10 protein-coding genes and 1 pseudogene are annotated in these 14,298 nt (G+C 69.4%); 2 read left to right on the forward strand and 9 right to left on the reverse strand.

Annotated elements, in window-relative coordinates; translation table 11 throughout:
- Positions 1 to 344: 344 nt before the first annotated feature.
- Positions 345 to 794, forward strand: coding sequence for a papain-like cysteine protease family protein (locus DVH02_RS07080; protein ID WP_233518082.1), 450 nt, complete (start codon positions 345 to 347; stop codon positions 792 to 794).
- An 11-nt stretch (positions 795 to 805) separates the two neighbouring features.
- Positions 806 to 1,510 (forward strand): hypothetical protein, encoded by a 705-nt coding sequence (locus DVH02_RS07085; protein ID WP_233518083.1) that lies wholly within the window; start codon positions 806 to 808, stop codon positions 1,508 to 1,510.
- 424 nt (positions 1,511 to 1,934) lie between these two features.
- Here DVH02_RS07085 and DVH02_RS07095 read toward each other — a convergent pair whose 3' ends face one another.
- The 9 genes and pseudogenes from DVH02_RS07095 to DVH02_RS35945 all read right to left on the reverse strand — a co-directional run.
- Positions 1,935 to 4,181 carry an endoglucanase gene (locus DVH02_RS07095; protein WP_114622840.1) on the reverse strand — a complete coding sequence of 749 codons (2,247 nt, stop codon included), beginning with the start codon at positions 4,179 to 4,181 and terminating at the stop codon, positions 1,935 to 1,937.
- Positions 4,178 to 4,735, reverse strand: coding sequence for a hypothetical protein (locus DVH02_RS07100; protein ID WP_114622841.1), 558 nt, complete (start codon positions 4,733 to 4,735; stop codon positions 4,178 to 4,180). Before DVH02_RS07100 ends, DVH02_RS07095 begins: the two co-directional genes overlap by 4 nt.
- Before the next feature lie 177 nt (positions 4,736 to 4,912).
- Positions 4,913 to 7,345 (reverse strand): GH92 family glycosyl hydrolase, encoded by a 2,433-nt coding sequence (locus DVH02_RS07105; RefSeq protein WP_233518084.1) that lies wholly within the window; start codon positions 7,343 to 7,345, stop codon positions 4,913 to 4,915.
- A gap of 308 nt (positions 7,346 to 7,653) precedes the next feature.
- On the reverse strand, positions 7,654 to 9,159 hold the full coding sequence (locus DVH02_RS07110; RefSeq protein ID WP_199566189.1) for a glycoside hydrolase family 43 protein: 1,506 nt from the start codon (positions 9,157 to 9,159) through the stop codon (positions 7,654 to 7,656).
- Positions 9,160 to 9,415: 256 nt separating this feature from the next.
- Positions 9,416 to 10,609: an elongation factor Tu gene (gene tuf / locus DVH02_RS07120; RefSeq protein ID WP_114622844.1), complete on the reverse strand. Its 1,194-nt coding sequence runs from the start codon at positions 10,607 to 10,609 to the stop codon at positions 9,416 to 9,418.
- A gap of 152 nt (positions 10,610 to 10,761) precedes the next feature.
- On the reverse strand, positions 10,762 to 12,888 hold the full coding sequence (fusA, locus tag DVH02_RS07125; RefSeq protein ID WP_114622845.1) for an elongation factor G: 2,127 nt from the start codon (positions 12,886 to 12,888) through the stop codon (positions 10,762 to 10,764).
- A gap of 38 nt (positions 12,889 to 12,926) precedes the next feature.
- Positions 12,927 to 13,397: a 30S ribosomal protein S7 gene (gene rpsG, locus DVH02_RS07130; protein WP_030351427.1), complete on the reverse strand. Its 471-nt coding sequence runs from the start codon at positions 13,395 to 13,397 to the stop codon at positions 12,927 to 12,929.
- Positions 13,398 to 13,399: 2 nt separating this feature from the next.
- Positions 13,400 to 13,771, reverse strand: a complete 372-nt coding sequence (gene rpsL / locus DVH02_RS07135; protein ID WP_003948652.1) for a 30S ribosomal protein S12 — start codon at positions 13,769 to 13,771, stop codon at positions 13,400 to 13,402.
- Between the two features lie 336 nt (positions 13,772 to 14,107).
- Positions 14,108 to 14,298 (reverse strand): annotated as a pseudogene (locus tag DVH02_RS35945) (hypothetical protein); the annotation flags it as partial.

Here is a 14,298-nt window from a genome sequence, read left to right on the forward strand (position 1 = left end):
GGTGCTCCTCAAGCGGCTTGCCACCGCCCCGGGCCGGCGGCAAGCCGCTTGAGGAGCACCGAGGCACCACCAACCGAGGCACATCACCTGACCTCATGATCAACCAGCCAATAGCCGCTATGGGCTAAATCCCCGCCAGGTGCCCGTAAAGCACCGAAAGGGTGTGCTGTCATACCCCTGCCATATCGCCCCGCTTGTCTCATCGCACAAAGGAAGGCAGGGACATGGGCAGATTCGGATTCACGTGCAGACCCGCGGTTTCAGCCATCTCGCTGACTGCCGCGGGAGTGCTCGCGGCGGCAGGAGGTACGGCTCATGCCGAGGCTGGTCAGGACACCATCGGCATGTACAAGCAGGAGAAGAACCAGTGGTGCTGGGTCGCCTCCGGCCTGACGATCGCCAAGTTCCAGGGATTCGGCTCCACACAGGCTGACTTCTGCAGCCGGGCGCAGCCCTCCTACGGCTGCGACAACCAGCCCGCCACGCTCGGCGACATGGCCAGGGGCTGGAACAGCCTCGGCATGAGCAACACGGGCTCCGGCCTGAACAGTGCGGCCACGTTTGACCAGGTGTACACCGACGTCAAGGCGGCGCGGCCGATCGGTGCCCGCATCGGGTGGGCGGCGGGCGGTGGCCACATGAACGTCGTCTACGGCTTCGACACCTCGAACAACACGATCGGTGTGGCGGACCCGTGGCCCGACACCGCCACGTACACGTGGTGGAACTACAGCGACTACGTGAGCAACAGCTCTTCCAAGTGGACTCACTCCCGCATCGGTATCTCCCGCTAAGGCAGGCCCTCATGCCCCACACCAGTGCTGCCGGAACGTCCAGCGAGCGGGCCGGATCTCGCGTCTCCCGCCTGTCCGCCGTCCTCGCCCTGAGCGCATCCGTGCTGCTGTCCGTCGGCGGCCCGGCCCACGCGGCCCCGGCCAAGGACCCGCTCCCGGCCGACATCCCCGACTACGGGGCCGCTCTCGACGTGGTGAAGTCCGCCGACGTCCGCGACGCCGTCTGCCGCTTCCTGAGCATTCCGGTGCCCACCGACAGCACCGGCGGTACGGTGCAGAGGATCCCCGAAACGCCCGAGCCCTGCCAGGGCCTCCCGGCCTTCACGATCAAGGACCCGGTGGCGCTGAACGAGATCACCCCCGGATTCGTCGCGGGCACCGCCCAGCCACTGCCCACCGAGGCGGTCAGGCTGGCATCCCTGGTCTCCACGCTGAGCGCCACCGTCAACGGCCGCACCGCCACCGTCATGCTCGCCCCCACCCAGGGCGGCGGCTGGCACCTGGCGGCCGTGCGCGACGGCGACAGTGATGTGACCTATGCCGGCAAGGCCACGGTGGGCACCCTGGTCTTCACCGAGCCGCAGCTCCGCGGCTGGTACCGGCTCAGGCTGACCACCGTCGAGCCGCTCAACGACCAGGCGCGGCAAGGGCTGGGCGGCCGGGCGTCGATGTCGCTCAGCGACTACCAGAAGCTGGTCAAGGCCCAATACCAGTGACATAGGGGCCAGTTCGGCGGCCTCACCTGCGGAAACACGGTCCGCCGACAGCCCCGGCAGCCGCAAAGTCACTGGTATTGGGTCAAGGCCCGGTACGCCGACAAGCTGCCCGGCTCGGAGTACGACACGGCGGGGTACTCCAGCGGCTACAGCCCTCAGCGCGAGGCGGACGAGCCGTCGTACGCCACCCCGCTGCTCGCCGGTTCCGGCGCGGCGCTCGCCCTCGCGGGCGCGGCCGTCGTCCTCCGTCGGCGCCGACGCGGCGGCGCGACCACCGGCTGAGGCTCGGGACCTCGCACGGAAGTGCCCGGCGCCCCCGGGGATTCGGGGCGCCGGGCGGGTCGCGCGTTGCGCGCGTTGCGCGCGGCGGTCGTCGTACGGGTACGGGTCCGCGGGTACGGGTCCGTACGGGTACGGGTACGGGTCAGGCGGCCGTAGCGCTACGGCGTCGGCGTACGAACACCGCCGCGACGCCCGCCAGGATCAGCAGGGCCGCCGTACCGGCCAGCGGGAGAACGGAGCTGCCGGTGGAGGCGAGGCCGCCGCCGGTGCCGCCGATGGTGTCGGCGCCGCCTACCGTGCCTCCGGCGGTGGTCGAGTCACCTCCGGTACTTCCGGCTGCGGTACTTCCGGCTGTGGTACTTCCGGCTGCGGTGCTGCCGCCCGCTGTGGCACCGGCCGACGTGGAGCCGCCGGATGTCGCACCGCCGGACGTGGTGGTCGAGCCTCCGGCCGTACCACCGTCGGTGCTGCCACCGCCGTCCGTGCCGCCGGCCGTGCCGCCGTCCGCACCGGCGTCCGTGCCGCCGCCATCGGCCGCGCCACCGCCCGTGGCGCCCCCGTCGGCGCCCCCGTCCGTACCGCCGCCGTCGTCAGCGGGCGTCACGGTCAGCCGCGCCGCCGTCGTGCGGGAGCTGCCCACCGCGTTGCTGAACACCGCCCGGTAGCGGTAACCGTCCTGCGCGGCAAGGGCCTTGAAGGAGAGCGTGGCGTCGGCGGAGTCCGCCACCGTGTTCCAGGACTGCCCGCCGTCCGGGCTGACCTCCCACAGTACGACCGGGTCCGGAGTGCCCTCGGCCGCCGCCGTGAGCGCGACCTCGTCGCCGGTCGTCACCGTGGTGTCCTCGGGGGACGTGGTGACCGTCGGCGAGACCTGGCGCTCGATCGTGTGGACCTCCCCGCCCGCCACCGCGTGGACGCTGTGCCGGACCGGGTCCAGTGCCAGGGCCGTCGGGCTGCCGCCGACCTCCACCGCGTCGATGACCGGGCTCTCGGCGGCCGGGTCCACCACGGCGACCGTGGTGCCGGTGAGCCGGGCGACGTACAGCAGCCCGGTGGCGCGGTCGTACACCATGGCCTTCGGGTTGCCGCCGACCGGGAGGGTGCCGGTCACCCGGTTCGCGGCCAGGTCGACGACCGAGACCGTACCGGCGGAGAGGTTGGCGACGTAACCGGTGCGGGACGTCCCGTCGATGGCCACGCCCTGGCTGCCGAGGGCCGTGTCGCCGATGCTGAGCGTGGCGGCCAGGGTGCCGGTGGCGCCGTCGATGGTGTTGAGGACGTTGCGGTAGACGACGCTGCCGTTCTCCACCGCGCCGCCCACGTAGGTGGCGTAGCCGAGGTGGTTCTCGGTGTCGACCGCGAGGCCGAACGCCGCGAACGGCAGGACGACCGGGGCGCCGACGGGCTGCCGGGTCCTGGTGTCGTACACACTGACCGACTTGGTGGTCTGGTTGGCGACGTAGAGCCGTTCGGCCGCCGGGTCGACCGCGAGGTGGCCCGCGCTGCCGCTGAAGGTGATCGGCTCGCCGGTCTCCGCTCCCGTAAGGGAGTCGTGGACCGTCACCGAACCCGTGTGGCCGACGTAGAGCCGTTTGCCCGCCGCGTCCAGCGCCATGACGCCGGTGGACGGGGTGACAGGGGCGGCGTCGCCGACCCGCTCGCCCGATCCGCCGTCGTACGTGGTGAGGAAGTGGTCGGTCCCCGGGCTCGCGAGGGTGTGCACGCGGCCGTCGGCCGGATCCACCGCCACCGCGCGGGCGGCGGTGCCGAACGTACGGGCCACGGTGTGGCGCACGGTCCCCTCGGGGACCTCCGGGGTCGGCTCCTCCGTACCGCTGCCGAAGGTGACCGGGACGACGACGTCCTGGTCCCGCTCGGTGAAGTGCGTGTGGTCGGCCTTGGTGACCACGGCGCAGCGCAGCCGGGTGCAGTCGATGTCGCCCTCGGTCGCCTTGACGGTGAGGTTCAGCTCGAAGGAGCCCTTCCCGTCGGCGCCCACGGCGAACGGCTTGACCAGGTCCTTCGCGTACTCGGGCGGGTTGTTGGAGATCCAGAAGGACGATCCGGTGATGCCGCTCATGTCGGCGCCGCCGATGCACGGCGTCGGCTGCTCGCCCGCCTTCTCGGGTACGGCGCAGAAGGCGAGGTAGACGCCCTTGTCGGGGGCGTAGCCGGAGCCCTTGACGGTGAGGGTCGCGCCCTTCGGGGTGAGGTTCTCGGTGTTCGAGACGGTCAGGGTCTGGCCGGTGGGCCCGGTGGCCGAGCCGGGAACGGCCGCCGCCGCGACGGGCGCCGCACCGGTGAGACCGGTGATCAGCAGACCCGCCGCGGCGGCGGCCGCGAGAAGGCGGCCTCTTTTCGAGAGGTTTCTCGGATGGAGTGGTCTCACTGGAAGGTCACCGGCACGTAGGTGTCGAAGTTGCGGTTGTTGGTGTTGTAGTGGTCGGCGCGGGTGACGATCGCGCACTTCACACCGTTCTGGTCGCAGGTCACGCCGCTGGCGACGGTCGGCTTGACGTGGATCGGCACGGAGAAGCTGCCGCCGTCGTCGTAGGGCGAGGAGTTGTTCGGCGACAGCCAGTACCAGTCACTGTTGATCCAGTGCGAGGCGCCGGTGGTGCCGGCCTCGTCCTGGCCGCCCAGACACGGGGTCGGCTTGTTGGTGAAGGTGGCCGGGTCGGCCGGGTCGACACCGTCGGGGATGACGCAGAGGCCGACGTATATGCCCTGGGCGACGTTGAAGCCGCTGCCGGTGACCGTGACGTTCTCGCCCGCGACCGCGACGGTGGAGGGCGCGGTGACCGAGAGGTTGTACGTCACGCCGCTCTCGGTGACGGTACGCCCGACGGTCGCGGCGGAGGCGGAGGCCGCCAGCCCGACGGTGAGGGCGGCGGTGCTGAGGCCGACGAGGGCGGTGCGGGCGAGAAGAGCGGTTGGGCGCATGGAGACAGACACCTTTCAACGCACAGCGCGGAAGCCACCGGCCGGACGACCAGGTGGACTTAGGTAAGGCAAACCTAAGTATATGGCCGGCAAAGCGTCAACACCTCAGCTGCCTCCAGTCACCCGCCAGTCACCCTTCCTTGACGCGCCTTCAGTCGCCCCGACGGCCCCGGACCGTCAGCGCGGCAGCCGCTCCGGGGCCGTCGCCCAGGCCGTGTTCGGGCGGTCGGTGAGCCCGAAGGCGAGCGGGCCGCCGTCCCGTACGAGGGAGCCGTCGACCCACGACGCGTCGCGGGTACGGCCGTTGAACCGTACGGAATCGACGTACCGGTTCGCCGCCGACGCGTCCGGCGCGCTCACCGTGATGGCGCCGCGCCGCCCCGCCGGAGCGATGACCGCGCGCGGGAAGAGCGGGCTCGTCAGGAGGAGTTCGGCGCGGCCCGGGGTCTGCGGGTAGACGCCGAGCGCGGCGAAGACGTACCAGGCGGACATGGTGCCGAGGTCGTCGTTGCCGGGCAGCCCGGCAGGACCGGTCCCGTACACGGCGTCGACCAGTTCCCGCACCGTCTCCTGCGTCTTCCAGGGCCGGCCGAGCGCGTTGTAGAGCCACGGCGCGTGGATACCCGGCTCGTTGGTGGCGTCGTAGCGCAGCGGGTCACCGCCGCGCAGCGACCAGGAACCGTCGGGCTTGTGGAAGAACCCGTCCAGCCGCGCCGCCGCTGCCTCCCGTCCGCCCATGGCCCCGGCCAGGCCCTGGACGTCCTGCGGCACCATCCAGGTGTACGTGGCCGAGGTGCCCTGGGCGAAGCCCCGGTCGGAGGCCGGGTCGAAGGGCGTCACCCAGGAGCCGTCCAGGTTCCTGGCCTGGAGGTAACCGGCGCCCGGAGTGGCCTGCGGGTTGAAGACATTGCGCCAGTAACCGCCGCGCTCCGTCAGCTCCTCGGCCTCCTTGTCACGCCCGAGCAGCTTCGCCCACCGGGCGAGCGCCGAGTCCGCCACGGCGTCCTCCAGCGTCTCGGCGGCGCCGCCCCAGCAGTGGCACACGTCCTGCGCGGCGTAGCGCGAGTCGAGGTACTGGGCGAGGTTGGGGCGCTGGCCCTCGCACTGGCCGGGGCAGCCCGCGTCGGACAGCCCGTCCGGGTGCGGGACGGTGGCCTGGCGGTAGAGGGAGGCGAAGGCGCCCTCGGCGTCGAAGTCGCGGACACCCATGGCGTAGAAGGTGGCGAGGGTCGCGGCCGTGGGGTCGCCGGTCATCACGTGCGTCGCGCCGCTGATGTGCACCCAGCGGTCCCAGACGCCGCCGTTCTGCCGGGCGAAGTTGAACAGCGACTGCGCGAAGTCGCCCGCCACGCGCGGTTCGAGGAGCGCGAGCAGCTGCACCTGGGCGCGGTACTGGTCCCAGCCGGAGAAGTTGCTGTACTGGGCGCCCTGCCCGCGTACGACGCGCTGGGTCTCGCCCATGCCGTCGGCCTTGTCGTCGGGATCACCGCCCATGCCCGGGTAGCGGCCGTCGCGGTCGCTGATCAGGTTGGGCTGCTGGAGCGCGTGGTAGAGCGCCGTGTAGAAGGTGGTGCGCTGCGCCTCGCTGCCGCCGCTGATCCGTACGCCGCGCAGCTTCTTGTCCCAGACGGCCCGCCCGGCCGCCGCGACGTCCGCCGCGCTCGCGCGCGGGGCTATCTCGCCGCGCAGGTTGGCCTCGGCACCGGCCAGGGAGACGTACGAGATGCCGAGCCGCATCCTGACATCGTTGTCGCGACGGGTGTCGAAGCTGACGTACCCGCCCGAGCCGCGTCCCGCCCGGCCCGCACCCGTCAGGTACCCCTCGCCGCCGTCGGCCGTCGTGGAGCCCGCCGAGAGCTGGTCGTCGTGCCAGGTGCCGCCGCCGGAGAAGGCGCGGTCGAACGAGGCGGTGAAGTAGAGGCGGTAGTAGCTCTTGCGGTTGTTCTCCCCGCCGTTGGCCCGTCGGCCGCAGAACGCGCCGGTCTCCACCCAGCCCGTCACCTTGCGGTTCCCGGCGTCGATGTCGACGTGCGCGTCCCGGCTGCCGTTGAGGGAGTTGGAGACGCGGAAGAGCAGACTGGCCGGCTTGTCCGCCGGAAAGGTGAAGTCGGCGACGCCCGCCCGCCCGCTGACGGCGAGGTCGGTGCGCACGCCGGAGTCCAGCCCCACGCGGTAACGCCCCGGCTCGGCCTTCTCGTTGTCGTGGCTGAAGCCCGACGCGTACTTCTGGTCCTTGGTGTCGGCGGTCGGCGAGGAGTCCACGTCCCCCACGAACGGCATGACCGGTACGTCACCGGCCGCGCCCGGATGGCATCCGGCGCCGTTGACGTGGGTGAGGCTGAAGCCCCGGACGCGGGTCGTGCCGTACGCGTAGCCGTTGGCGGCGGCGGTGTTGGTCTGGTCGCCCGCGGTGCTGGTCGGGGACCAGGCGATCATCCCGAAGGGCAGGTTGGCCCCGGGGTACGTGTTGCCGCCGTTCGCCGACCCGATCAGCGGATCGACGTACGCGGAGGGGCTGCGTACCTCCGCGGCGGACGCGGCGGACGCGGTGCCCGCGGCGGGGGCGCCGACGAGGAACGGGGCGAGCAGCCCGGCGGCGACGGCGACCACCACTCCCCCGCCGAACCGACCGGCGGGCCGACCGCCGAACCGCCCACCGGGCCGAGCGTCCAACCGCTCACCGGGCCGACCGCCGGGCCGTCTGCCGAACCGCCCGCCCGCGCCGGGCACCGCCGGACCGCTCCGGGAACTCCCCCTGGAAAAAGCGCTCATCACGAGCCACACCTCTCGTCTGTCGCCGTGCGACGTCAGTTGAAGACCGGCAGTGACGATAGAGGCACCCGGTGGTCATGGCCATGCCCCACGGGACACGCGTCGTGAAGCTTGGATGAAGTCGCCTCCGCGGCGGCCGACGCCCCTCAGTAGCCGACGGAGAAGGTCGCGTCGGCCAGCTCCGTCGCGGTGGCGACCGGGTCGATCCGCAACAGGTTGTCGGCGTGCCGGATGTACCGCGTCGGGAAGTTGTACGAGCGGAAGGACGACCAGGAGGAGTCGGCCAGCCCGGCGGTCCTGAGGAACGTGGCGTCGGCGGCGAACGCCGAGGTGCCGTCGTTCTCGTCCAGCCGCAGACTGTAGCTGTAGTGCCGCAGATAGCGGGCCGGGTAGTTGACCGACTGGAAGGACACGCCCGCGCTGTCGGCCAGGCCGGGGACGAGCTTCCACCGCGCGTCGGTGTACGGGTCGAACGGGTAGGGGTCGATACGGCCCACGAAGCCGGAGTGGCGGACGTAACGGCCCGGGTAGTTGTAGGACTTGAGCCGGTTCCAGGCGGGACGGCCCCAGTGTGCCGCGAGGTTGTCGTACTCGGTGGCGGTGATCGTCGCGATGGTGCAGTGCTTGGAGTTGAGCGGCTGCGTGTAGCGCCGCTGGTCCACCGCCGTCCAGGTGCCCGCGGCGAGGTTGTCGCTCTGCCAGGCGTAGAAGACGCCGTTGGGCGTGTACGTGTCGCCCCACAGGTACCAGGTGCCGGAGGTCAGCGACCTGACCAGGGTCGGCGCCTCGGTGCCGCCCTGCGCGACCGGTGTGCTGAAGGGGGTGAAACTGCCGGGGGCGAGGGTGCTGGAGCGCGCGCCGACGAGGGCCTGGTCTTTCTTGTAGTACAGGTAGTTGACGCCGTTCACGCCGACGGCGAGGTCGCCGTCGATGACGTCGTAACCGGGGTCGAAGAAGACCTGCGGGGCGGTGACCGTCCGGAAGTCGGCGGTGTAGTTCACCATGATCACGTGGTGACCGCTGGAGTTCACGGACGAGTAGATGATCCCGTACTGACCGCGCCCCGCGTCCCAGAACGCCTCGGGCGCCCAGCTGTGGGTGGTCATGTCGTGCAGCTTCAGCAGCCGGTAGCCGGTGAAGGTGCGCAGGTCGGCGGAGTCCCAGACGTGGATGTACTGGCTGTTGCGGTTCCAGTCGGTGCCCTTGAGGTCGGTGGCGATGACGACGAAGGAGCCGTCCCGCTTGCGCATGATGAACGGATCGCGCAGCCCGGCCGCGCCCGCGGTGGGGACGACCACGGGGTTGTTCTGGTTCAGCGGCATCCACTGGAGGCCGTCGGAGCTGACGGCGAGGTGCAGACCGTAGTCGTCACCGAGCCCGCTCGGGGACTCCGTGAAGTAGCCCATGACATAGGCGGAGTCCGCGGCGTACGCGGGCGCCGCACCGACTCCCAGCGGCACGGCCAGGGCCAGCGGTACGGCGGCGGCCACGCCGAGGAACAGCCGTCGCGAGGGCTGCGGGCCGAGACCGGCTCGGGCGCCGATGGTGGCGCCGGTGCCGGTGGCGCCAGTGGTCTCAGTGGTCTCAGTGGTGCCGGTGGTGCCGGTGGTCTCGGTGGTGCCGCTGCTGTCGGCGCTGCTGCTTACGCTCATCTGCTCTCCAGGGTCCGAAGGTCCGTACGGGGAGGATGGCCGATATATCGAACACAGTTCGGCGAACCGATCAGAAGGTAGGGGTGGGGCGGGTGCGCGTCAATGACTCCGACGCACCTCGACCACTCCGACGCAGCGCCCCCGGCACAGAGACAAAGGCCCCGCCCACCGTCCAGAAGGACGGCGAGCGGGGCCTTCGCTGATTGCTCCGGGGAGCTACCAGGTCCGATCGGACCCGATCATCCGCAGAGGATGATCAGACGTTGATCTTGGTGACCTGGCCGGCGCCGACGGTCCGGCCACCCTCACGGATGGCGAACTTGAGGCCCTCCTCCATGGCAACCGGCTGAATCAGGTTGACCGTCATGACGGTGTTGTCGCCCGGCATGACCATCTCGGTGCCCTCGGGAAGGGTCACCACGCCCGTTACGTCCGTGGTACGGAAGTAGAACTGCGGGCGGTAGTTGTTGAAGAACGGGGTGTGACGGCCACCCTCGTCCTTCGACAGGATGTAGGCCTGGGCCTCGAACTCGGTGTGCGGCGTGACCGAACCGGGCTTGATGATGACCTGGCCGCGCTCGACGTCCTCGCGCTTGATGCCACGGAGGAGCAGACCGACGTTCTCACCGGCCTGGCCCTCGTCGAGCAGCTTGCGGAACATCTCGATGCCGGTGACCGTGGTGGTGGTCTTCTCCTGCTTGATGCCCACGATGTCAACGGTCTCGTTGACCTTGAGGACACCACGCTCGATACGGCCGGTGACGACGGTGCCACGACCGGTGATCGTGAAGACGTCCTCGATCGGCATCAGGAACGGCTTGTCGACATCGCGCTCGGGCTGCGGGATGGACTCGTCGACGGCCTTCATCAGGTCGAGGACGGTCTGGCCCCACTCCTTGTCACCCTCAAGAGCCTTGAGCGCCGAGACCTTGACGACCGGAAGGTCGTCGCCCGGGAACTCGTACTCGGAGAGCAGCTCGCGCACCTCGAGCTCGACCAGCTCAAGGATCTCCTCGTCGTCCACCATGTCGGCCTTGTTCAGGGCGACGACGATGTACGGCACGCCGACCTGGCGGGCCAGGAGCACGTGCTCCTTGGTCTGCGGCATCGGGCCGTCGGTGGCCGCGACCACGAGGATGGCGCCGTCCATCTGCGCCGCACCCGTGATCATGTTCTTGATGTAGTCGGCGTGACCGGGGCAGTCGACGTGCGCGTAGTGACGCGACTCCGTCTGGTACTCGACGTGCGCGATCGAGATCGTGATACCGCGCTGGCGCTCCTCGGGAGCCTTGTCGATCTGGTCGAAGGCCGAGGCCTCGTTCAGGTCCGGGTACGCGTCGTGCAGCACCTTGGTAATGGCGGCCGTGAGGGTCGTCTTACCGTGGTCGATGTGACCGATGGTGCCGATGTTGACGTGCGGCTTAGTCCGCTCGAACTTCGCCTTCGCCACTGGGTCCTCCTGGAGTGGTTCTGTACGCCTTACTCATCGGCGCCAGGTGATCTTTGCTGGGATGCCGGGGCCCGGAGCGCTCCCGCCGCGTGACGGCGGGGAGTGCCCCCAGGGCCTACCGGTGACAAGCCTAAAGCGTGGACTCGGAAGAGTTACTCGCCCTTGGCCTTCGCGATGATCTCCTCGGCGACGTTCCGGGGAACCTCGGCGTAGGAGTCGAACTGCATCGAGTAGCTTGCGCGACCCGAGGTCTTGCTGCGGAGGTCTCCGACGTAGCCGAACATCTCCGACAGCGGCACCAGGCCCTTGACGACCTTGGCGTTGGACCGGTCCTCCATGGCCTGGATCTGGCCACGACGGGAGTTGATGTCACCGATGACATCGCCCATGTAGTCCTCGGGCGTGGTCACCTCGACGGACATCATCGGCTCAAGGAGCACGGGAGACGCCCTGCGGGCACCTTCCTTGAACGCCTGCGAACCGGCGATCTTGAAGGCCAGCTCCGAGGAGTCGACCTCGTGGTAGCCACCGTCGAGCAGCGTGATGCGCACGCCGGTCATCTCGTAGCCCGCGAGGATGCCGAACTGCATGGCCTCCTGCGCACCGGCGTCCACCGAAGGGATGTACTCCTTCGGGATACGGCCACCGGTGACCTTGTTCACGAACTCGTACGAGGTGTCGCCACCCTCGATGGGCTCGATCATGATCTGCACCTTGGCGAACTGCCCGGTGCCACCGGTCTGCTTCTTGTGCGTGAAGTCCACGCGCTCGACGGTCTTACGGATCGTCTCACGGTAGGCGACCTGCGGCTTGCCGACGTTCGCCTCGACCTTGAACTCGCGCCGCATCCGGTCGACCAGCACCTCAAGGTGAAGCTCGCCCATACCGCCGATGACGGTCTGGCCGGTCTCCTCGTTGCTGTGCACCTGGAAGGAGGGGTCCTCCTCCGCGAGGGACTGGATGGCTACACCCAGCTTCTCCTGGTCACCCTTGGACTTGGGCTCGATCGCGACCTCGATCACCGGGGCCGGGAAGTCCATGGACTCCAGGATCACCTGGTTCTTGTCGTCGCACAGCGTCTCACCGGTGGTGGTCTGCTTCAGGCCCATGACGGCGACGATGTCACCGGCGCCGGCCGACTCGATCTCCTCACGCTTGTTCGCGTGCATACGGTAGATCTTGCCGATGCGCTCCTTGCGGCCCTTCACCGAGTTCAGCACCGCGGTGCCGGACTGCAGAAGGCCGGAGTACACCCGGATGAAGGTCAGCTTGCCCAGGTGCGGGTCGCGCATGATCTTGAAGGCCAGCGCGGCCAGCGGCTCGTCCACGGAGGGCTTGCGCTTGACGACCAGCTCGGGGTCCTTCACGTCGTGGCCCTCGATGGCCTCGACGTCGAGCGGGGTCGGCAGGTAGCGCACGACCGCGTCGAGCAGGGGCTGGACGCCCTTGTTCTTGAACGCGGTACCGCAGAACACCGGGGTGACGGTGGTGCCCGAGGACTTGCCGGAGGCGATGGTGATACGGCGGATCGCCGCGTACAGCTGCTCCACGGTGGGCTCGGTGCCCTCCAGGTACAGCTCCATCAGCTCGTCGTCGTGCTCGGAAACCGTCTCCAGCAGCGTGCCGCGCCACTCCTCGGCCGCCTCGGTGTGCGTGTCCGGGATGTCGACGACGTCGTACATCTCGCCCTTGGCGGCCTCGGCGGACCAGACAAAGGCCTTCATCGTCACGAGGTCGACGACGCCCTTGAAGTCGGCCTCGGCACCGATCGGGAGCTGCATGACGATCGGAACCGCGCCCAGGCGGTCCTTGATCATGTCGACGCAGCGGTGGAACTCCGCGCCGGTCCGGTCGAGCTTGTTGACGAAGCAGATACGGGGCACGCCGTAACGGTCGGCCTGGCGCCAGACCGTCTCGGACTGCGGCTCCACACCGGCGACACCGTCGAACACGGTGACGGCACCGTCGAGGACGCGGAGCGAACGCTCCACCTCGACCGTGAAGTCCACGTGGCCCGGGGTGTCGATGATGTTGATGGTGTGGTCGACGTCGTCGAGCGGCCAGTGACAGGTCGTCGCGGCAGACGTGATCGTGATGCCGCGCTCCTGCTCCTGCTCCATCCAGTCCATCGTGGCTGCGCCGTCGTGGACCTCACCGATCTTGTAGCTCACACCGGTGTAAAAGAGGATGCGCTCGGTGGTCGTCGTCTTGCCCGCGTCGATGTGGGCCATGATCCCGATGTTGCGGACCTTGGCCAGGTCAAGCGAAGTGGTGGCCATAAGGCTCAATCTTCTCTCGGTCTCGATGTGGGTAGCGACTACCAGCGGTAGTGCGCGAAGGCCTTGTTGGACTCGGCCATCTTGTGCGTGTCCTCACGCTTCTTGACCGAGGCGCCGAGACCGTTGGAGGCGTCGAGCAGCTCGTTCATGAGGCGTTCGGTCATGGTCTTCTCGCGGCGGGCGCGGGAGTAACCCACGACCCAGCGCAGCGCGAGGGTGGCGGCGCGACCGGGCTTGACCTCGATCGGCACCTGGTAGGTGGCGCCACCGACACGGCGGGACTTGACCTCAAGGGTCGGCTTGACGTTCTCAAGCGCCCGCTTGAGGGTGATGACCGGGTCGTTACCGGTCTTCTCGCGCAGGCCCTCCATGGCGCCGTACACGATCCGCTCGGCGGTGGAACGCTTGCCGTTGAGCAGAAGCTTGTTGATGAGCGACGTGACAAGAGGAGAACCGTAGACCGGGTCGATGATGACCGGGCGCTTCGGGGCGGGGCCCTTACGAGGCATTCTTACTTCTCCTTCTTGGCGCCGTAGCGGCTGCGGGCCTGCTTGCGGTTCTTGACACCCTGGGTGTCAAGGGAGCCGCGGATGATCTTGTAGCGAACACCCGGCAGGTCCTTCACACGGCCACCACGCACGAGCACGATGGAGTGCTCCTGCAGGTTGTGTCCCTCACCCGGAATGTAGGCCGTGACCTCGATGCCGGAGGTCAGACGCACACGCGCGACCTTACGGAGGGCCGAGTTCGGCTTCTTCGGGGTGGTCGTGAAGACACGCGTGCAGACGCCGCGACGCTGGGGCGAACCCTCAAGCGCGGGCGTCTTGTTCTTCTCGACCTTGTCCTGCCGGCCCTTCCGGACCAGCTGCTGGATCGTAGGCACTACTTCTCCGGTTTCTGTGTGCCGTTAGTGAAACTAACCTGGAACACCTCCCGACCCACGCGGTCGGGTGTGTCGAAATACTGCAAAGCCCTCGCCGAGAGCGAGGAAGGCGCAGATCGCGGTGGCCCGTACTCGGAAACCCCTGATGCGGCTGAAGACACGCACAGGAGCCCGGGCACACCCCAGGCACAAGGTCTGAGCGTACCTACCTCATCCACTCCGGTCAAAACAAATGCCCAGGCCCGGAAACCGCCCGCGACACCACCCGCACCACGCGACACCGCGCCCGTCGCCCCGGGCCGCCCGCCGCGGGTCGCCGCGGGTCGCCGCGTACCGCTATCCGGCGCCGCCGCCGGGGCCCGCGGGGTCCCCGGGCTCCCCGGGCTCCACCGGTTCCATGGGGTCGGCCGGCCTGCGCGGCCGTCTGGGAGGCGTACGGGGAGAGCCGAGACGCGGAATCGTGGGAACCCGGGAGGTGGGGCTCTTCGGTACGAGACCGGCGGGCGCGCCGGGGGGCGGCACGCCGG

The organism is Streptomyces corynorhini, from assembly GCF_003346515.1.
Classification (GTDB): domain Bacteria; phylum Actinomycetota; class Actinomycetes; order Streptomycetales; family Streptomycetaceae; genus Streptomyces; species Streptomyces corynorhini.